We start from the raw sequence: 19,108 nt of genomic DNA on the forward strand, positions 1-19,108 counted from the left end.
AAGATGAACAACAAAATATATTATCTAGCCTCTTGCGATACGTGTCGAAAAATCATAAAGTCGCTTCCGAATACTGACAAATTGGAATTTCACGATATCCGTCAAAATCCGATTACCGCAGCAGAACTGGATGAAATGTATAAACTTTCAGGAAGCTATGAAGCGCTATTCAGCAAAAAAGCGCAGCTTTATAAATCTTTGGACTTGAAAAACAAAAACCTAAAAGAGCCAGATTTCAAAAAATATCTTTTGGAGCATTATACTTTCTTAAGCCGTCCCGTTTTTATTATCGACGGAAAAATCTACATCGGCAACAGCCAAAAGAACATTCTTGAAGTAGCCAAAGCGCTTTCTTAAATGTCTACACGAAATTGGGCCCTGCTCGGCGCCTTGATGGTTTCCATTATCTATGGAGTGACGTTTACGATTGCCAAAGACGTAATGCCGGAATTTGTAAAGCCTTTCGGATTTATTGTCTTGCGAGTTGGCGGTTCCGCCCTTTTGTTTTGGCTAGTCGCGCTTTTTATTAAAGCAGAAAAAATTGCGCTGAATGATTTTCCGAGGATTATTGCTTCCGCTTTCTTTGGCGTGGCTCTTAATATGCTTACGTTTTTTGAAGGATTGAGCCTGACTTCGCCTATTATGGCTTCTGTAATCATGGTTACGACGCCTATGATTGTCTTGGTATTGTTTGCCATTATCATGAAGGAAAAAATCCTTAAATGGAAGGCTTTTGGAATCGTATTAGGATTAGCCGGAACCGTCTTGCTAATTCTATACGGAAAAAGCATCGGCAATGCCTCGAATGCCATGTGGGGAAACTTTTTGGTTTTTGTGAATGCCGTTTCCTATGGCTTTTACCTAATTATTGTTAAAAAGCTGATGGAAAAATACAATGCCTTTTCCTTCGTCAAATGGATCTATTTGTTTGGATTTATCATGGTATTACCTTTCGGATGGAAGCAGGTGCAGGAAATACAATGGGAGATTATTCCAACGTCTATTTATGCCAAAATACTATTTGTCGTAGTAATTTCAACATTCCTTACCTACCTGCTGAATCTTTTGTCTATGAAAGAACTAAAGCCTACTATTGTTGCCGTTTTTATCTACCTCCAGCCCTTTTTTGCAACTGTATTCGCTATCGGTTTGGGAAAAGACGAATTGAGCTTCGTAAAAATCATTTCGGCTACTATGATCTTTTTAGGAGTCTATTTGGTCACGCAAAAGAAAAAACAGCTCTCAAGCAGTTGATTCCTGCTGTTTTGCCTGCAATCTAATTTGTCTCGCCTGAAAACGACTCAATACTTTTTATTACATTTGTAGCTATTTAAATTTGAATATGATACAATCAATGACTGGTTTCGGCAAAGCAACCTTGCAATTGCCTAACAAAAAAATTACCGTTGAAATTAAATCCCTAAACAGTAAAGGTTTGGATTTAAATGTGAGAACGCCTTACGTTTATCGCGAAATGGAATTGGGACTTCGAAATCAGATTGCTCAGAAATTAGAAAGAGGAAAGATCGATTTTTCTTTATTTATAGAAATTACCGGCGAAGAAACTTCGTCAAAAATCAACGTGCCTATCGTAAAAGCCTATATCAATCAGCTGAAACTAGTGGTTGACGGCGACGAAACGGAACTGCTGAAAATGGCTGTCAGAATGCCTGATGCCTTAAAAACAGAACGCGAAGAGCTGGATGAAAACGAATGGAAAGTTATTCAAGGCGTAATCGACCAAGGATTGGAAAATATCCAAGAATTCAGAAACTCTGAAGGCGTAGCTCTTGAAAAAGAATTCCTTTTAAGAATTGGCAACATACTCGCTCTCATGAACGAAACTGTAGCTCTAGACGGCGAACGAATTGAAACGGTTAAAAACCGATTGAAAACGGCCATCGAAGAACTCAATGTCAATGTAGACGAAAATCGTTTTGAGCAAGAATTGATTTTCTATCTTGAAAAATACGATATTACCGAAGAAAAAGTGCGCTTGGAAAACCACTTGAATTATTTTATAGAAACGCTTGCGGGTAACGAAGCCAATGGTAGAAAACTAGGATTCATCACTCAAGAAATCGGAAGAGAAATCAACACGATGGGTTCCAAATCCAACCATGCGCAGATGCAAAAACTTGTAGTCCAGATGAAAGACGAGCTGGAAAAAATAAAAGAACAGGTTTTGAACGTTCTGTAGAACGCTTTTGGCCGCAAGCTTTAGGCTTTAGGCAAAAAACCAATAAACAATCCACTTAGCTTAAGGCATATAGCGTTAAGCTTAAAGCATAAAACAATGAATAACGGCAAATTAATAGTTTTTTCGGCTCCTTCTGGTTCAGGAAAAACTACGATAGTGAGATATCTTTTGGAACAAAAAGAACTGCATTTGGACTTTTCTATTTCTGCGACTTCGCGCGAAAAAAGAGGAGAAGAAATTGACGGCAGGGATTATTACTTTTTATCGGCATCCGAATTCCAAAAGAAAATTGAAGAAGATGCTTTTGTAGAATATGAAGAAGTCTACAAAAACAATTATTATGGAACGCTGAAAAGCGAGCTGGAACGAATCTGGGCTGAAGGCAAGCACGTAATTTTCGACATTGACGTGATTGGCGGCTTGAACATAAAAAAGCAATATCCAAAACAAACGTTGGCCGTTTTTGTTAGCCCGCCTTCTGTTGAAGAACTAGAAAGAAGACTACGCTTCCGTCAGACGGAAACGGATGAAAAGATACAGATGCGCCTTGCAAAAGCAGAAAAAGAAATCGCAAAAGCAAACGAATTCGATGTCATCTTAAAGAATTACGATCTGGAGATTGCAAAAAATGATGCTTATAAATTGGTTTACGATTATTTGAAAATGATTTAATAAGGTGTTGAGTTGCTAAGGTTCCAAGAGCCTTAGCAACTCAGAACTTTAGTCCCTTAAAAAATGAAAGTAGGATTATATTTCGGAACATTCAACCCCATCCATGTCGGCCACCTCATCATTGCCAACCACATGGCCGAGTTTTCAGATTTGGATCAAGTCTGGATGGTGGTTACGCCGCACAATCCTTTAAAAAAGAAAAGCACACTATTAGAAGACCACCATCGCCTGCAGATGGTTTTTCTGGCAACAGAAGAGTATCCAAAATTAAAACCTTCTGACATCGAATTTAAATTACCGCAACCTAATTATACGGTAACTACTTTAGCCTATCTGCAAGAGAAATTCCCAAATCATGAATTTTCCTTGATTATGGGCGAAGACAACTTGAATTCGTTTCACAAATGGAAAAACTACGATGTTATTCTCGAAAATCATGAAATTTATGTCTATCCGAGGATTTCAACAGAGATCATAAGCTCTGAATTTGTAAACCATCCGAAGATTCATATTATTGATGCACCGATTGTTGAGATTTCTTCAACTAAAATCAGAGAAAGCATCAAAAATGGCAAGAATGCGAAACCACTATTGCCCGAAAAAGTGTGGGATTATATTGACCATAATTTGTTTTATAAAAAGTAATCGGAATGAGCCAAATGTTACGACAGCAAATCGAAAAAATCACGCCGCTTACTGATGGCGAATTCGATTATATACTGTCACATTTTACTCCAAAAAAATATAAAAAGCACCAATTTTTGATTCAAGAAGGCGAAGATGTGCCAAATGATTTTTTTGTTTTGGAAGGCTGCCTAAAAGCTTATCATGTCAGCCAAGATGGAAAAGAACACATCTTGCAATTTGCACTTCCAGATTGGTGGATCTGCGATTTTAATGCCTACTTCAACCAGACAAAAGCTACCTTAAACATCGATTGTATTGAAGATACCGAAGTGCTCTGCCTTTCCTTATACAATCGTGAAAAACTCTGTTCCGAAATGCACAAGATCGAGCACTTCTTTCGCAGAAAGTCAAACTTCGGCTATATTGCCTTACAGCAAAGAATCTTGTCAATGCTGAACAATAATCCGCAGGAACGCTACGAAAAATTGTTACAGCTCTATCCTACTTTATTTCAAAAAGTCCCTAAAAAACTGATTGCGTCCTATCTTGGCGTTTCGCGTGAAACTTTGAGCCGTTTCAGCACCTAAGTGACAATTATCACTTCAAATATGTGACTTTTTCCCTTTCTTAGAGAGCCATTTCTTCGGAATTTTGTATCTTAATTATAAAAAAGTCATTATGAAAAAAATAATCACTTCAAGCTTGATGGCTATAGCATTTTTTGCCCTTGCCTTACATCCTATTCTAGGAAACGCACAAACTAAAAAATCAAAAAAGATGGAAAAGAAAATCTTATTTGTGGTTTCGAGCCACGACAAAAAAGGAAGCACTGGCGAACCTACCGGTTATTATTTAGGAGAAGTTACCCATGCCTGGGAAGTATTAAAAGACCATTATACGATTGATTTCGTGAGCCCAAAGGGCGGAACACCTCCTGTAGATGGTTTTGATTTGAACGATCCAATCAATAAGAAATTTTGGGATGATGCTGTTTATCACAACAAAATCAACCATTCGATGAAACCATCTGAAGTTAATCCAAAAGACTATGTGGCCATCTACTATGCTGGAGGCCATGGTGCAATGTGGGATTTTGCCGATAATGCCGAAATTGCCAAAATCGCTACTGCTATTTATGAAAACAATGGCGTCGTTGGAGCCGTTTGTCACGGTCCTGCTGGATTGGTAAATATTAAATTGAGCAATGGCAAGTATTTGGTTGATGGCAAAAAGGTAAATGCTTTTACTAATGAAGAAGAAGTGGCAGTCAAACTGGAAAAAGTAGTTCCCTTCGCCCTAGAAACAAAATTGATTGAGCGTGGTGCCAAATTCGAAAAATCAGGTTTATGGCAACCGCATGTTACTATCGATGAGCGATTAATTACAGGGCAAAATCCACAGTCTGCAAAAGGTGTCGGCGAAGCTATTTTAAAAGAATTGGAATTATTGAAAAAGTAATTTCTAGCGAATAAAAAAGCCTAAACGTTTATGTTTAGGCTTTTTTATTTTATTATTTTTTTACTGTTTCTCTAATTTCAGAAAGAGAATAATCGATGAGCAGTTTTCCATCTCTAAAAACTTCTTTTAGTTCTCCTTGTTTTTCTTCTTCCCAAGAAACTTGGTCAATGAGTTTATAAGTTCCGTTCTCAAGTTCTATTTTCATCAAGCCTTTGGCTGATTTTTTTGTTCCGTCATCAGTAATTGGATCTTTGAAAATGGCTCTTCCTTCGCCATTTACTTCTCCATACGTCGCTTTCATAGCAAAACCAAAAGTATCTCTTGTGTTGTATTGATAAGTAAATGACCCAATTCCTAAAACTACGTTTGTGGAAGCAAAGCCTTTTTCTTTAAGCTTTTCACAGATTTTTGTGGCTCTTTCAATTGTGATGCTATCACCATAAATAGTTCCAATTTGCGGAATCAATTCTTTGTAACCTTTATCATTTGTAGTACCACCAAAAACATCCCATAATAATTCGACAACCCCTTTTCTTTCCTCTTCCGTTTTACCATATGGGTTTCCACATAAAATATGAATCGGGTCACCGCTATCAGGTCGCACAACTACTTTACCTTCTCTGGAAACAATATCGTTTTTTAATCTTGGAAGATATTCTGTCAATACTTTCCACAAATCCCAAGTATCAGAAACGATAGAAACGATACCTTTTGGATAGACCTTTGTAATTAATCTTTCAAAAGTTTCGAACTCGCCTTCTGTAGTACCCATACACATAACAGAATGTTCCGTTGCGGCAACAGAGCCTCCAATTAATTCGGCATCAGAATTGGCATTATAATATTCTTCAAAAAAGTCAATCACTGGAATCGTATCAGTTCCTGTGAAACTCAACAAGTGTCCTGCTGCAGAAGTTACAGCCGCTTCAATTCCTGCCATCCCTCTCATGGAGAAATCGTGTGCCTGCCAGTTTACAAATTCTGGAACAGATGATGTTTCTTGAGCAAATTGGTCTAAAATTTTTCTATATTGTTTGGCTATTGTAGCTGAATTACATGGCATCCAGATTACCGCAGAAAGTAACGTTTCAAAGTAATTTGTCAGCCAAAAAAATTCTGGTTTTGTATTGAACATCGTAAACATGGGTACGCGAACTGGAACACTCGCTCCTTCAGGCAAAGCCTTAAAAACCATCGGAATATATCCCAAATCGTGCAAATCCTCGATGTGTTTTATTCCGACTTGATTTTCGCCTAAATAATTATTGATTCTTCTGGCATATTTCTTCACCACTTCTTCTTTTGGTTGTTTGAAAAAGTATTGTTCAAAATCATGAATAATATATTTTTTGATAAAATATTGTAATCCGAAAAAGACAACTTCTTCTACATTTTCAATTCTTGATTTTCGTGGCGTCCAGTTAGAATATACTAATGTTGTTCCATCAGGATATTGTCTTCTGTGGTCAACTTTGTAACCGTCTGTTAGTAAGAGTGGATTCATTTTTATTTTTTAAATATTGTTTTTACTATTTTTATTGCAAATTTTAGTTTCTACCTCTTTCATTTTTATATAAATCGATAAGCCTATCACTTTGCCAAAATGCTTTTGTTTCGATGTCTAAAACAGAAAGTTTTCCTTTAAAAGCTGCTCCTGTATCAATATTCCAAACATTCATAGCATTCATCGGAATATCTTGATCGTAATTTGTCGTTGGCGTATGACCAATATAGATTTCAGCATAATGTTTCAGGCGTTTAGGATAAATCAAGGAATTTTCTTTTACACGTTCGTCCATTACCAAAGCCATTTCCCATAAGGTTCTGTCAAAATAATAATTGGATTCGTATTCTTCTTTCTCAACACCATGAATAGACGAGTATCCTGCATGTATATATAGTCTGTTTTTTTCGTCGACGTAATAATTCTTCAAATTTTCAAAGAAAGATTTATGTTCGGCATTGCTTAACAAGCCTGTTGCCAGATAGCTTTCTTTCGTAGCTCTGCCTCCGTTTTCTTCCCAAACAGGATTTGACGCTCCCAATGTCAACCAGCGTCCACACCACAAATCATGATTCCCTTTAATGAAAATACACTTTTGTTTTTTATTCAATTCAATCAAATAATCAATGACTTGTGCCGATTCGCTCCAACCATCGACATAATCTCCTAGAAAAATTAGAGTGTCATCTGTTGCGACATTTGCTCGATTTATAACTTGGGACAAAGCTTTAAGTCCGCCATGAATATCTCCAATAACTAAAGTTCTCATTTTAAAATTGAATATATTTTGCAGGAACATTATCTGTCAACCAAACGCCATTTTCTGATTGGTAAAATTTATAACCGTCTTTCTGCATTTCGGCACTATTGACAATTAAAATGACCGGATTTCCTCTTCGGCTTCCGACTTTAATTGCCGTTTCTTTGTCTTTACTTAAATGAACATGTTGGCGGCTCATCTTGAGAAGTCCTTTCGATTTGATTTCTGGTAGAAATCTTTCAACTGTTCCATGAAATAAGGTTTCTGGAGGTACGATTTCATTCAATGCCAAGTCTATAGTAACAGAATGTCCTTGGCTTGCTCTAATTTTAGTTTTGTCATCATTGAAGGCAAAACGTTTTTTGTCGTTTGTAGCAACAATTTCTTCTAGACTTGCAAAATCGAGCGTATTTCCTTTGGCATTCATTTTTGTCAAAAAATCTGAAACCGTAGTCCAACCATTTTCATCTAATTCTAATCCGATTTCTTGTGGCTTATGTCGAAGCACTAAACTCATGAAAGTGCTTATTTTTCTTTTTTGTTGTTCGTTCATTGTTTTCTTTTTTAAGCTAATAAAGCTTTGTATAAATCATAATTTTCATCGTCAAAACAGACAAAAATTATCTTTTCGAATTCTTCTTTTTGAAAAAATTCTTTTACAGTTTTGATTGCAATTTCAGCCGCTTTGTCTTTTGGGAAATGATAAATTCCGGTACTGATATTGGGAAAGGCAATTGTTTTGATGTTATTCTGAAGTGCCAATTCTAAACTATTGCGATAACAATCGGCTAAAAGTTTTTTCTTTTCTTCTTTGTCGCCATTCCAAACAGGACCAACGGTATGAATCACAAATTTTGATGGAAGATTTCCCGCAGTTGTAATTACGGCTTGACCGACCTCACAACCGCCTTGCTTGTTTCTTATTGCGATACATTCCTCTAAAATCCGCTTTCCGCCTTTTCTATGAATTGCACCGTCAACTCCACCTCCTCCCAAAAGGGAAGTATTTGCAGCATTTACAATCGCATCTGTATTTATTTCTGTAATATCTGTTCTTAGTATTTCGATATTATTGCTACTTTGAGACAAACTGATCTCCAACTTATCACACAGACCCAAAATATCATTTTTCCTTGCTAACTGATTTTTCCATTTTTCGGGAATATTTTCAAAACCATAAATCAATCCTGCTAAACCTCCAGCAATTGCTCCAGTTGTATCTGTATCGTTTCCTAGATTTACTGCTTTTAAAACGGTTTCTTCATATGAATTTGAATTTAAAACACACCAAAGACTGGCTTCTAGACTATATAAAACATATCCGGTGGAATAAATTTCATCTCTAGAAAAAGTAGCAATATTGTATTTTAAAATCCTATCGAAGAGATGTATTTCCTGTATATTAAAGTCATTTTCTGAAATAAATCCGTTTACTTTTGATTGCATGTTTTGATATGCTTGGTTTTTATCTTTTCCATCTAAAATTTCCAACACATACAAGATGTAAATAAAACAAGCAAAAACAGAACGAAAATGAGCATGTGTAATAGATGAAATTTCCTTTACCTTTTGAAAAATCAGATCCAAATTGCTGTCATTCTGAAGATAAAAAGCCAAAGGAAGGATTCGCATCAAAGAACCATTTCCATTATCATTCTCTTCAAAACCGCCACACAAAATAGGGTTTGTTCCTTTAGAAATCTGATAAATCGCATTTCTCGTGGCAATTCCTATATCGAAAACATGACCATAGGGTGTCCATATTTCAGTATTGTACCATTGTAAAAATTTGGAAGCAATATCTTCTAAATTATATCCATTTAAAAGACTTTCTGCTAGGCAAAATGCCAATGAACTGTCGTCGCTCCAAGTTCCGGCTGGCTGATTATGCGTTCCATATTCCAGCATATCAACAACTGGCCTTTTTTCAAAATATGACCGGTCGTTGAATTCCACCGGAACTCCCAAAGCATCACCGGCAGCTAATCCAAATAAAGCACTATGAACTGTTTCTGTTTTCATTACATTTTCAATCTTACAACCTCCACCATTTCTTCATCGAATTCCCTAAAAGAATTTGTCGTAAATATTTTCTCGAAATCTTTTTGAAAAACATCAAATCCTTTGTTAAAAATTCCGTGGCTTACGGCGAGGTACAGTTTTCCTGCATTTTTCTTTTTTAATTCTTCAGCGAGACCAATAAAAGTACCGCCTCCGTCACAAATATCATCTACGATTAAACAATCTATTCCTTGAAGATTGTCGTCATAAACTTTGAAACCAGATAATTTTCCAGTTTTTACATCACGACTTTTACTACATTCTACAACATCGATTCCGCCTAAATATTCAGAAACTTTATAGATTTTTTTCAAAGCTCCACCATCTGGAGAAATCAGTTTTACATCATTACCGATTTTTTTCAAAACTTCTGCGATGAAGGCATGATTAGAAATCACTTCGCAATTGTCTAGCAACGCCGAAGTTACTTCAGAATGCGCATCAAAAACAGTAACTTTATTCAGTTTCAAGCTGTTTAAAATATCCGCATAAACCTTTACTGACAAAGGTTCCCCTGCAATCATCACTCGATCTTGTCTCGCCGCAGGAAAATAAGGAATAAAAACATTTATCAATTTTACATCCATTCTTTTCAAAGCATCGACTGCCAAAAGTAGCAAGCCAAAATCGTTGAAGGAATTGATTCGATGTGTAATTGTAACCGTTTCTGAAACATCAAAATCAGGCTTGATTTTGATGTGCGGTTCGCCACCAGAAAAAATAAAACTTTGAAATTCGATTTCTTTTTTATCAGAAAATGGTTTGAAGTTATGGTCTAAATTGAGTATCATGATTTCTTATTTTGTGTATTTATTACGCAAAGTTAAATGAAAAGAATTTTACAACCAAATTATTTAGTGTAAAATTTACGCAAATCTGATTTCAAAGTGGAAACCTTCTTTTTGTAAAGCGCTGTATTTTTGTTTATTGAATTTAAAGAGTTTCGCCGGACGTCCTGTTTTTACTGAAGAAAACTGATTTGTTTCTTCAATAATTCCAAAACTTAAAATCTTTTTTCTAAAGTTCCTTCGGTCAATTTCTTTTTCTAAAATCGTGCAGTATAAGTTTTCCAATTCAGAAAAAAGGAATTCTTTTGGTAACAAATCGAATCCTATTGGTTGATACGTAAGTTTCGCTTTCAGCCTTTCGATTGCTTTTTCTAGAATTAAATTGTGGTCGAAAGCCAATTTTGGAATGTCATTGATTTCACACCATTGCACTTTTTCAGCATCAGAATCCGCTTTGATTTTAAACTTCGAAGAATCGACTAAAGCAAAATAGGCGACTGAAATTACCCTGTTTCGAGAATCTCTATGAATATCGTCTCCAAAAGTATAAAGTTGCTCGAAATAATTGATTTCAACATTGGTTTCTTCTTTCAGCTCTCTTTGAACGGCTTCTTTTAAAGTTTCATTTTCTTGTACCAAACCGCCAGGCAAAGCCCAATATGCTTTTTCAGCACCAAATTTCTGCTGGATTAAAAGCACATAAACCTTATTGTTTTGATAGCCAAATACAATAGCGTCAACAGCAATTCTGATATTTTGATTTTGAGACATTTTTATGCGTATGATTTACACAAATATAATTATTCCTCTTTTGAAAAATACGATTTGCTTATTTTATCATCAAAATTCTTAACACAGATTTACAACTAACCCTTTGCCTGTTTCGTAATTTTACATAAAATTTAAAACTATGCTGAATTTCGAATTATACAATCCTACCAATCTAGTTTTTGGCAAAGGACAAATTGCAAAAATCTCTGACTTGCTACCAAAAGAAGCCAAAGTATTAATTACGTATGGCGGCGGTAGCATTTTCAAAAATGGCGTCTACGATCAAGTTCGTAAAGCACTGCATAGCTATGACGTAACGGAATTTGGTGGCATTGAACCAAATCCTCGTTATGAAACGTTGATGAAAGCAGTGGAAATTATTCGTGAAAAGAAATTGGATTTTATTCTTGCAGTAGGCGGCGGTTCTGTAATTGACGGAACAAAATTCATATCGGCCGCTGTACAATTTGAAGGAAATCCGATGGATATCCTTCACAAAGGAATTCGAATCTTAGACAATGCCATTCCTTTCGGAACTGTTTTAACGCTTCCAGCTACAGCAAGCGAGATGAACTCTGGCGCTGTAATCACGATTAATGAAACACAGGAAAAATTGTCTTTTGGTGGTCCTGCCCTATTTCCAAAATTTTCAATCTGTGATCCAGAAGTAGTTGCTTCATTACCAAAAAGACAAATCCAGAATGGTGTGGTCGATGCTTTTACGCACGTTTTTGAACAGTATCTTACATACCCGCACGATGCTTTATTACAAGACCGAATTTCTGAAGGAATCTTACAGACACTAATTGAAATTGGTCCAAAAGTGGTTGAAAATCCGACAGATTATAAACTAGCTTCTAATTATATGTGGTGCTGTACGATGGCATTAAACGGACTCATCCAAAAAGGAGTTCCTACCGATTGGGCGACGCACATGATCGGCCATGAACTGACCGCCTTGTTTGAAATCGACCATGCCAGAACTTTAGCGATTATTGGTCCAAATTTATATCGCGTGATGTTTGAGACTAAAAAGGAAAAGTTAGCACAATATGGAAAACGCGTTTGGAATATAGCCGATGCAAGCGTTGAAGAAATGGCAACAGAAGCTATAGAAAAAACAGTTGATTTCTTCCATATTATGGGAATGCAGACCAAACTTTCAGAATACACACAAGATTATGGAAACACTGCCGATTTTGTAGTAAAACGTTTTGATGAAAGAGGTTGGAAGGCGCTCGGCGAAAAGAAAAACATTACGCTTGAAAAGGTAAAAAATATTGTAGAGCTAAGCTACTAGTCATCTAAAATCAAAAGCATTTATAAGTCAAAAGGCACTCCTGAAAGTAATTTTCAAGAGTGCCTTTTTCAAAACACCAAAAACAAATCTTAACTAACTCAAATAATACGAGAGTGTATCATTTGTAACGTATATTGTAATCTAACCAACTCATATCAATAACGACAGCAGAAGGCTTGCATTGTATTGACAATCATAATTTTAAGTTAAATTTATACTGTTGCTCATTTTCTGACGAAGCTTTCTGACAAAAAAGGCAATACTGCTACTGAATTAATTTCCTATTATCACTAATTTGAGTATTTTTGGGCAAACAAACGAAACAAAATGAGTGAACATCCAAAATTTGCCGTGATTGGCGGTGGAAGCTGGGCAACAGCAATTGCAAAAATGCTTTGCGTCAATCTTGATGAGATTGCATGGTATATGAGAAACGAGAGTGCGATCGAGCATATCAAGGAATTCAAGCACAATCCGAATTACTTGAGTTCTGTTGAATTCGACATAAAAAAACTAAAGCTTACCAGCAACATAAACGAAGCTGTAAAGTACGCCGACTATATCATTTTTGCTATTCCATCTGCATTCTTGAGTGGCGAATTGGACCATCTCACTGAAAGTTTAGACGGAAAAATTATTTATTCTGCAATCAAAGGTATCGTCCCAGAGACCAGCCTGATTGTAGGAGAACATTTTCATGAAAAATATGATATCCCTTATGACAATATCGGCGTCATCACTGGACCTTGCCACGCCGAAGAGGTCGCTATGGAGCGCCTTTCGTATCTGACAATTGCATGCGGAGATTCTGACAAAGCTAAAATAATGGCTAAAAACCTGAGCGGCAATTATATCAAGACCAAAATTTCTGATGATATTATCGGGACAGAATATGCCGCGATGCTAAAAAACATTTATGCCATAGCGGCCGGAATGGCACATGGCTTAGGATATGGCGACAACTTCCAAGCACTGTTAATGAGCAACGCCATACGCGAGATGAAAAAATTCATCCGAAAAGTTCACAAAATGAAACGAAACATCAACGATTCGGCTTATCTTGGTGACTTATTAGTTACCGGATATTCTATATTTTCTAGAAATAGGATGTTCGGAAACATGATCGGAAAAGGCTATACCGTAAAATCTGCCATGATGGAGATGAGCATGGTTGCCGAAGGATATTATGCCACAAATAGCGCTTACAAACTCAATGAGGAATTCGGCGCGAAGACTCCTATCATAAATGCCGTCTACAGTATTTTATACGAAGGAAAAGAACCGAAAAAGGTATTCAAAAAACTGACCGAAAAACTTAATTAATCGAGACCATGCAAAATAATCATGTCGACCATCTGATCAACCATCCTGGAATCCTGGCAGGATTTTCAATCTTGATTATCATTATGTTGTTGCTAGACTTAGGCGTCTTCAACAAAAACAGCCATGTCGTTTCTAACAAAGAAGCGGCTACTTGGTCGATTGTATGGATTTCGCTTGCGATGGCTTTTAGCGGCGTGATTTATTATTTGATGGGAATGGAGCAGTTTACTCAGTTCCAATCGGCTTATTGGATAGAAAAAGCGCTTTCTGTAGACAATCTCTTCGTTTTTATTTTGGTCTTCGGCTTCTTTAATGTGCCAAAGCATTTGCATCATAAAGTTTTATTTTGGGGAATTATAGGAGCCTTGGTATTCCGAGCCATTTTTATATTCTCTGGAGTAGAGTTGATTAACATGACTTATCTTCCTGAAATGCAACTTTTTGGAAAGATGGTCAGCATCAATGTCATCTTATCCATTTTTGGGTTCTTCTTGATTTTTGCCGGATTTAAATCTTGGTTTTCAAAAGAAGATGATGATGAGAACAAAGATTTCACAAAAAGCCCAGGCGCCAAATTGGTACATCGTTTCTTCAAAGTATCAGAAAATTATGATGGCGACAAGTTTTTTACAACCAAAAATGGTGTGAAGATGGCGACACCACTTTTGGTTGTCGTTGCTGTTATCGAATTTACCGATTTGATTTTTGCTGTCGACTCCATCCCAGCTATTTTCGCTATTGCTCCAAATGACCCATTCATTCTCTATACTTCTAATATTTTTGCAATTTTAGGACTAAGAGCCTTATATTTTCTACTGGCCAATTTTATGTACATGTTCAGCAGGCTAAAATACGGACTGGCAGTTATCCTTGCTTTTATCGGCGTAAAAATGCTTATTCAACCTTTTTATCACATCTCTTCACCAGCCTCGCTGACAGTTGTAGGAAGCGTCTTGATCTTATCTGTAATGGCTTCTTTGGCTTTTCCAGTAAAAGAAGAAAAATAGTCAATTTGTGAAAATAAAGTGAAAGTTTACGGATTGTGTTATTATTTTTTGTAACTATGAAGAATAATAACCATTCAATCTATGTTAGAACAACTTTTAGCCTCAGGAAAATATTCTGAAGTTTTGGACCATATCGCGAACGGCGAAAAACTTCCCACCACTCTAAACGAATACAATAAGTCGAATATCTTCGATCGACTATTTCAAGAAAAACAATTCGAAATTATCCGGCTTTTTTTAGAAAACAAAGTCATTGAAACCGATGTTTATGAATTCGACAGCTTTGATAAAAGTATTTTTCAAAGCGTCACAAGAGGTTTGCAGAAAGACGAGGATTCGATTGCTTTTTTTAGAGAATTCATCTCAAAATTTGACAATATAAATGATGAGGTCGCCGCAAAAACACTGCTTGGGTATTTCTTTGAAAAAGGTGCCACTATCGAAAGCATCAAGGTATTGGTTGAAGCAGGATGCAATGTAAATTTTAAAAATAATGCCGAAGAAAGCTTTCTCCATCAAGTCATAAAGACGAACCTGATGAAACCTCAGCTTTCTTTATCTTACCTCGAATTTTTGATTCAAGAAGGCCTAGATGTCAATGCGCAAGATATCGTTAAAAAAACGCCATTAATTACGGCTATTGAATTCAATAGGAATGACTATCTCGACTTTCTTCTCCAAAATGGCGCAAATCCGAATGACGTGGATAAAAATGGAAATTCTGCTTTTTTCTATGCTGTTGCCCATAAACTAGATGTTAAGTTGTACGGCCAGCTTCGCAATTTCGACACGCCTCAATTTGACGTGCTTAACAAAGACCAAGTGACGTTATTGTTTGAATACGTTAGGATGATGTATGATACTTCTGAAAGAAGCCTGGAGCTATTGCGAAAGCTAATTGAAGATGGTGCCGATATGTATCAGACTAGCCACTATTATAGCCAAGACACCACTCCAATTGATTTAATTGCCGAAAAGAAGGTAGAAGTGCTTCAAACTATTTTGGATACTGGAGCAATCGATATCAATCGGCAAGACAATAGCGGCAATACCCTTTTGCATAAAATCTGCGCCTATAACGTCAATTACGAGGCTGAAAAAGCAAAGGACACTTACAGAAAAGCAAAACTCTTGATTGAAAACGGAGCCGATATTTCCATCACAAACAATCAAGACCAAACTGCGCTTCATCTGGCATCTGATGATAATTTGAAAATAAAAACCGTAGAGTTGCTGATGAAGCAGTCTTAATCCAGAAAAAGAAAACTTATGTCAATGTCATTCATCATCGCCTGTGAAGGCGGAAAAAGAAAAATAGCCGAGCTTTTATTAGCCAACAAAGAAGTAGATGTTACTTACACGGATGAAAAGGGCCGAACAGCCTTGCATTATGCCGCACATCATGGCTATCTTGATTTGGTACAAATGCTCATCGAGGAAGGAGCCGATATCGATTATGAAGATCATGCCGGAGAAACGCCTTTCTATTTTGCCTGCCTTCAAAAACAGAAGCAGACTGCTCTATTTTTATTTGAAAAAGGAGCCAAGACAAGCATCAAAGATTTAAAAGGGAATAGCCTCTTGCATCTAACCGCACTGACTGGACAGATTGAAATTCTTGAAAAACTGCTAGAACAAGGACTGAATGCAGATGTAGAAAATAATGAAGCTGAAACACCATTGCTTCTTGCAGCAAGTTGGAGAAATGCCGCAATCGTCAAAAAATTATTGGAAAACGGAGCTGATATCAACACTACTAACAAACAAGGCAACTCACCTTTGCTATTTGCCGTAAAATCTAAAAACCCGCCTATGGTTGAGCTGTTGCTGGAAAATGGTGCCAATATTAACCATGTGAACCATTTGGGCGAAAGTGCTTTGCTTTTAGCCTGCTATGATAGCAATCGAATGCTGACCAAGCTTTTAACAGAAAAAGGAGCCGATCTTTTTGTTTCTTCTAAAAATGGCCTATCACCGATCTGGTATGCCTGTGCCAACAACCAAAAAGAAATCGTCGAGCTTTTTATTGAAAATGGTGTTGATGTCAATTATTCAAAACCTGTCACTGGAAACGAAACCTCGATGTATTCTTATTTGGATTGGGTAGAAACGGCAGACAGTCTTAGCGTTTCAAGCAGTTTCTCTCTCGACACTACTTATGGCTACGGTGGCGAAAGTCTGTTACACGTTGCGGCGAAAAGCGGCCATGTGAGTATGGTAAAATTACTTTTAGACAAAGGTGCCACTATCAATATTCAGGATGAAAGCGGTAATACTGCCTTGCATTATGCCTCAGCCAATGGCAAAAAAGACATGGTAAAGTTATTGTTAGAAAAAGGGGCCGATGCTTCTGTAGTCAATGCAAAAGAACAGAAGGCTATCGACTATTCTAACATTAAAGGATATAATGAAATCACAGAGTTATTGCTCAAGTTTAGTCCATCGAATACTGTAAATCCTGCGGTTGCAAAAACAGAAACTGTTGTTCCGCCTGCAGACATAAGTTCCAAAAAACAAGCTTTGCTCGACTTAAAAGAATTATTGGATGCAGGAATCTTGTCGCAAGAAGAATTTGATCAAGAAAAAAGCAAAATCTTAAAAGGATAATTATCGCACGATAACACCATTTACGAATAGAATCGGCACTTCTTCTGTAGCTCGTTCATTTATCGTATTGGTGCGGAACGTAAATTTTTTATCGTATAATGTATTTCCTATGAAATAGGTAACCATGAACTCGTTATTAAGCGCTAGGACGCTTTTTTCGACCATTTCTACCTTTACGACAGAAACCGCTGGAACCTTCATAAAAGCGTGGCGTAAAAGCGATGTTTTTTTCATCTCGCCATCTATGGTTCCGAAAGCTTTTGAAACCACCATGACGCTGTCCAGATCAAAATCGCTGTCATTGACCAGATAGACATACCAAACGTTTTCCATAAAGTCGTCGTTCCATTCTTGAACGGCGGCCATAAAAACGTTTTCTACTTTTGGAACGATAATATCTTTTTTCATAATAAGAAGCGGGAAAGTGAGAAAGTCAAAGGTCGAAAGTTCTTGCTTTAAACAATTTCTTTACAACTTTTGACTTTCAACTTTATGACTAAATAGAAGATTTAAACTGTTCTAAGAATCGTACGTCATTTTCATAAAACATCCTGATATCGCCAATCTGGTGCAACAGCATCGCAATTCTCTCGACACCCATACCGAAGGCAAAACCTGTAAATTCATCAGCGTTAATACCGCAGTTTTTTAGGACATTTGGATCTACCATACCGCAACCGCCGATTTCTAACCAACCGGTTCCTTTGGTAATCCTATAATCCGTTTCAGTTTTTAATCCCCAATAAATATCAATCTCCGCGCTTGGTTCCGTGAACGGGAAGTACGAAGGACGCAAACGGATTTTTGATTTCCCGAACATTTCTTTCGTGAAATATAAAAGTGTCTGCTTCAAATCGGCAAACGAAACATCTTTGTCAATGTACAATCCTTCTACTTGATGGAAAATACAGTGAGAACGTGAAGAAACGGCTTCATTTCTAAAAACGCGCCCAGGAGAAATAGTCCGAATTGGCGGCTTGTTTTCTTCCATATAGCGAACCTGAACCGACGACGTGTGAGTTCTCAAAAGAATATCCGGATTCGTCTGGATAAAAAACGTATCCTGCATATCTCTAGCCGGATGGTATTCCGGAAGATTCAATGCCGTGAAATTATGCCAGTCGTCTTCAATTTCTGGACCTTCAGACACATTAAAACCAATGTTTGAGAAGATATCGATAATCTGGTTTTTGACTAAAGAAATAGGATGGCGCGAACCAATTTTCAGCGGTTCTGCCGGACGTGTCAAATCACCATAGACTCCTACGGTTTCTTCTTTGCTTTCAAGCAATTCTTGAATTGTTTTGACTTTTTCTTCAGCAGTATTCTTCAGCTGGTTGATTACTTGTCCGAATTCTTTTTTCTGTTCGTTTGGAACACTTTTGAATGCGGCAAAAAAATCTTTCAAAAGCCCTTTGCTTCCTAAGAACTTAATCCTAAATGCTTCGAGTTCTTCTTTATTTTGGGTTTGAAACGCTTCTGCTTCGCCAATATATTCTTTAATCTTGTCTATCATCTTCTTTTGGTAAAGGTGCAAATTTACTATTTTTCGTTGAAAATCGGCAGTTTTCAGCAGTTTTCAATCGGTATATTCTTTCTAAAATCTAAAATTTAATCAATAACTTCTCTTTCCAGAAAATAATTGACAATCGCTTCTTTCATCAGCACCGATTGTTCGCCCGCTTTCAACGGAGGCAGTTCTTCTTTTACTTTATAATGTGGCCATCCCTCGCTGTCAAAATAATCGAATTCGTAGAATCCGTAAGGCTCAAGTAGACGACAAATTGCGATATGCATCAAGTTTACTTTTTCGTCTTTTTTGAATTTTTGATGAACTTTTCCAAGTTCTTGGACACCAATCAAATAAATGATAGAATCCAGATCCAGCACATCACCTTCGGCAAATTGCTTGGATAAAAGGGTTACGAGCTTTTCCCATCGCTCTTTTAATTGTATATCTCTAGACATGTGAAATTTAGATTTTTGGTTTATGGTTTTGGAAATTCCCATTCCATAAACGATAAAATTAG

Annotated in this window: 21 protein-coding genes; 12 read left to right on the top strand and 9 right to left on the bottom strand. The window is 36.8% G+C overall.

The annotated features are described in order from the left end of the window. Positions 1–3: 3 nt before the first annotated feature. The 7 genes from OLM56_RS03135 to OLM56_RS03165 all read left to right on the top strand — a co-directional run bounded on the left by OLM56_RS03135 (position 4) and on the right by OLM56_RS03165 (position 4,957). A complete protein-coding gene (locus tag OLM56_RS03135) occupies positions 4–357 on the top strand; it encodes an arsenate reductase family protein (protein WP_264528295.1) in 354 nt (117 codons plus the stop codon). Then, the gene (locus OLM56_RS03140; RefSeq protein ID WP_264528296.1) at positions 358–1,254 is read left to right on the top strand and encodes a DMT family transporter; all 897 of its coding nucleotides are present in this window, start codon (positions 358–360) and stop codon (positions 1,252–1,254) included. Positions 1,255–1,342: 88 nt separating this feature from the next. Next, positions 1,343–2,200: a YicC/YloC family endoribonuclease gene (locus OLM56_RS03145; RefSeq protein WP_121375602.1), complete on the top strand. Its 858-nt coding sequence runs from the start codon at positions 1,343–1,345 to the stop codon at positions 2,198–2,200. A 96-nt stretch (positions 2,201–2,296) separates the two neighbouring features. Beyond that, positions 2,297–2,872: a guanylate kinase gene (gmk, locus tag OLM56_RS03150; protein ID WP_121375603.1), complete on the top strand. Its 576-nt coding sequence runs from the start codon at positions 2,297–2,299 to the stop codon at positions 2,870–2,872. A 63-nt stretch (positions 2,873–2,935) separates the two neighbouring features. Next, positions 2,936–3,517, top strand: coding sequence for a nicotinate (nicotinamide) nucleotide adenylyltransferase (gene nadD, locus OLM56_RS03155; RefSeq protein WP_182493047.1), 582 nt, complete (start codon positions 2,936–2,938; stop codon positions 3,515–3,517). A gap of 5 nt (positions 3,518–3,522) precedes the next feature. Next, positions 3,523–4,086: a Crp/Fnr family transcriptional regulator gene (locus OLM56_RS03160; protein ID WP_264528297.1), complete on the top strand. Its 564-nt coding sequence runs from the start codon at positions 3,523–3,525 to the stop codon at positions 4,084–4,086. Positions 4,087–4,177: 91 nt separating this feature from the next. Beyond that, entirely contained in the window at positions 4,178–4,957 is a 780-nt protein-coding gene (locus tag OLM56_RS03165) for a type 1 glutamine amidotransferase domain-containing protein (RefSeq protein WP_264528298.1), read from the top strand. Between the two features lie 52 nt (positions 4,958–5,009). On the opposite strand, the gene OLM56_RS03170 is transcribed toward OLM56_RS03165, so the two are convergent. The 6 genes from OLM56_RS03170 to OLM56_RS03200 all read right to left on the bottom strand — a co-directional run bounded on the left by OLM56_RS03170 (position 5,010) and on the right by OLM56_RS03200 (position 10,841). After that, positions 5,010–6,461, bottom strand: a complete 1,452-nt coding sequence (locus OLM56_RS03170) for a nicotinate phosphoribosyltransferase (RefSeq protein ID WP_264528299.1) — start codon at positions 6,459–6,461, stop codon at positions 5,010–5,012. Between the two features lie 43 nt (positions 6,462–6,504). Next, positions 6,505–7,230, bottom strand: coding sequence for a metallophosphoesterase family protein (locus tag OLM56_RS03175; RefSeq protein ID WP_264528300.1), 726 nt, complete (start codon positions 7,228–7,230; stop codon positions 6,505–6,507). A gap of 1 nt (position 7,231) precedes the next feature. Next, a complete protein-coding gene (locus OLM56_RS03180) occupies positions 7,232–7,774 on the bottom strand; it encodes an RNA 2'-phosphotransferase (protein ID WP_264528301.1) in 543 nt (180 codons plus the stop codon). An 11-nt stretch (positions 7,775–7,785) separates the two neighbouring features. After that, positions 7,786–9,243, bottom strand: a complete 1,458-nt coding sequence (locus OLM56_RS17495; RefSeq protein WP_319800576.1) for an O-acetyl-ADP-ribose deacetylase — start codon at positions 9,241–9,243, stop codon at positions 7,786–7,788. Further along, entirely contained in the window at positions 9,243–10,073 is an 831-nt protein-coding gene (gene prs, locus OLM56_RS03195; RefSeq protein ID WP_264528302.1) for a ribose-phosphate diphosphokinase, read from the bottom strand. The genes OLM56_RS17495 and prs overlap by 1 nt, the downstream gene beginning before the upstream one ends. 75 nt (positions 10,074–10,148) lie before the next feature. Then, the gene (locus OLM56_RS03200) at positions 10,149–10,841 is read right to left on the bottom strand and encodes an NUDIX hydrolase (RefSeq protein ID WP_264528303.1); all 693 of its coding nucleotides are present in this window, start codon (positions 10,839–10,841) and stop codon (positions 10,149–10,151) included. A gap of 139 nt (positions 10,842–10,980) precedes the next feature. On the opposite strand from OLM56_RS03200, the gene OLM56_RS03205 reads away from it, so the two are divergent. The 5 genes from OLM56_RS03205 (at position 10,981) to OLM56_RS03225 (ending at position 17,078) form a co-directional block, all read left to right on the top strand. Continuing rightward, positions 10,981–12,141 (top strand): iron-containing alcohol dehydrogenase, encoded by a 1,161-nt coding sequence (locus tag OLM56_RS03205; RefSeq protein WP_264528304.1) that lies wholly within the window; start codon positions 10,981–10,983, stop codon positions 12,139–12,141. Between the two features lie 327 nt (positions 12,142–12,468). Next, the gene (locus tag OLM56_RS03210) at positions 12,469–13,464 is read left to right on the top strand and encodes an NAD(P)H-dependent glycerol-3-phosphate dehydrogenase (RefSeq protein WP_121375607.1); all 996 of its coding nucleotides are present in this window, start codon (positions 12,469–12,471) and stop codon (positions 13,462–13,464) included. 8 nt (positions 13,465–13,472) lie between these two features. Further along, positions 13,473–14,471, top strand: coding sequence for a TerC/Alx family metal homeostasis membrane protein (locus OLM56_RS03215; protein WP_264528305.1), 999 nt, complete (start codon positions 13,473–13,475; stop codon positions 14,469–14,471). An 81-nt stretch (positions 14,472–14,552) separates the two neighbouring features. Next, the gene (locus OLM56_RS03220; protein ID WP_264528306.1) at positions 14,553–15,722 is read left to right on the top strand and encodes an ankyrin repeat domain-containing protein; all 1,170 of its coding nucleotides are present in this window, start codon (positions 14,553–14,555) and stop codon (positions 15,720–15,722) included. A gap of 24 nt (positions 15,723–15,746) precedes the next feature. Continuing rightward, positions 15,747–17,078 (top strand): ankyrin repeat domain-containing protein, encoded by a 1,332-nt coding sequence (locus tag OLM56_RS03225; RefSeq protein WP_264528307.1) that lies wholly within the window; start codon positions 15,747–15,749, stop codon positions 17,076–17,078. Here the strand turns inward: OLM56_RS03225 and OLM56_RS03230 are convergent, their stop codons facing one another. The 3 genes from OLM56_RS03230 to OLM56_RS03240 form a co-directional block, all read right to left on the bottom strand. Next, the gene (locus OLM56_RS03230) at positions 17,079–17,486 is read right to left on the bottom strand and encodes a hypothetical protein (RefSeq protein WP_121375611.1); all 408 of its coding nucleotides are present in this window, start codon (positions 17,484–17,486) and stop codon (positions 17,079–17,081) included. 88 nt (positions 17,487–17,574) lie between these two features. Continuing rightward, positions 17,575–18,594 (bottom strand): phenylalanine--tRNA ligase subunit alpha, encoded by a 1,020-nt coding sequence (gene pheS / locus OLM56_RS03235; RefSeq protein WP_264528308.1) that lies wholly within the window; start codon positions 18,592–18,594, stop codon positions 17,575–17,577. 95 nt (positions 18,595–18,689) lie between these two features. Continuing rightward, entirely contained in the window at positions 18,690–19,046 is a 357-nt protein-coding gene (locus tag OLM56_RS03240) for a hypothetical protein (RefSeq protein ID WP_121376250.1), read from the bottom strand. Positions 19,047–19,108: the final 62 nt, after the last annotated feature.

This window comes from Flavobacterium sp. N2550, assembly GCF_025947265.1.
GTDB classification, from domain to species: Bacteria; Bacteroidota; Bacteroidia; order Flavobacteriales; family Flavobacteriaceae; genus Flavobacterium; species Flavobacterium endophyticum.

Coding starts and splice junctions, on each gene's coding strand:
- nadD (WP_182493047.1), top strand. CDS start 2,936: ATGAAAGTAGGATTATATTTCGGAACATTCAACCCCATCCATGTCGGC.
- OLM56_RS03200 (WP_264528303.1), bottom strand. CDS start 10,841: ATGTCTCAAAATCAAAATATCAGAATTGCTGTTGACGCTATTGTATTT.
- OLM56_RS17495 (WP_319800576.1), bottom strand. CDS start 9,243: ATGAAAACAGAAACAGTTCATAGTGCTTTATTTGGATTAGCTGCCGGT.
- pheS (WP_264528308.1), bottom strand. CDS start 18,594: ATGATAGACAAGATTAAAGAATATATTGGCGAAGCAGAAGCGTTTCAA.
- OLM56_RS03140 (WP_264528296.1), top strand. CDS start 358: ATGTCTACACGAAATTGGGCCCTGCTCGGCGCCTTGATGGTTTCCATT.
- OLM56_RS03205 (WP_264528304.1), top strand. CDS start 10,981: ATGCTGAATTTCGAATTATACAATCCTACCAATCTAGTTTTTGGCAAA.
- prs (WP_264528302.1), bottom strand. CDS start 10,073: ATGATACTCAATTTAGACCATAACTTCAAACCATTTTCTGATAAAAAA.
- OLM56_RS03225 (WP_264528307.1), top strand. CDS start 15,747: ATGTCATTCATCATCGCCTGTGAAGGCGGAAAAAGAAAAATAGCCGAG.
- OLM56_RS03175 (WP_264528300.1), bottom strand. CDS start 7,230: ATGAGAACTTTAGTTATTGGAGATATTCATGGCGGACTTAAAGCTTTG.
- OLM56_RS03220 (WP_264528306.1), top strand. CDS start 14,553: ATGTTAGAACAACTTTTAGCCTCAGGAAAATATTCTGAAGTTTTGGAC.
- OLM56_RS03210 (WP_121375607.1), top strand. CDS start 12,469: ATGAGTGAACATCCAAAATTTGCCGTGATTGGCGGTGGAAGCTGGGCA.
- OLM56_RS03215 (WP_264528305.1), top strand. CDS start 13,473: ATGCAAAATAATCATGTCGACCATCTGATCAACCATCCTGGAATCCTG.
- OLM56_RS03160 (WP_264528297.1), top strand. CDS start 3,523: ATGAGCCAAATGTTACGACAGCAAATCGAAAAAATCACGCCGCTTACT.
- OLM56_RS03135 (WP_264528295.1), top strand. CDS start 4: ATGAACAACAAAATATATTATCTAGCCTCTTGCGATACGTGTCGAAAA.
- OLM56_RS03240 (WP_121376250.1), bottom strand. CDS start 19,046: ATGTCTAGAGATATACAATTAAAAGAGCGATGGGAAAAGCTCGTAACC.
- OLM56_RS03180 (WP_264528301.1), bottom strand. CDS start 7,774: ATGAACGAACAACAAAAAAGAAAAATAAGCACTTTCATGAGTTTAGTG.
- gmk (WP_121375603.1), top strand. CDS start 2,297: ATGAATAACGGCAAATTAATAGTTTTTTCGGCTCCTTCTGGTTCAGGA.
- OLM56_RS03170 (WP_264528299.1), bottom strand. CDS start 6,461: ATGAATCCACTCTTACTAACAGACGGTTACAAAGTTGACCACAGAAGA.
- OLM56_RS03145 (WP_121375602.1), top strand. CDS start 1,343: ATGATACAATCAATGACTGGTTTCGGCAAAGCAACCTTGCAATTGCCT.
- OLM56_RS03230 (WP_121375611.1), bottom strand. CDS start 17,486: ATGAAAAAAGATATTATCGTTCCAAAAGTAGAAAACGTTTTTATGGCC.
- OLM56_RS03165 (WP_264528298.1), top strand. CDS start 4,178: ATGAAAAAAATAATCACTTCAAGCTTGATGGCTATAGCATTTTTTGCC.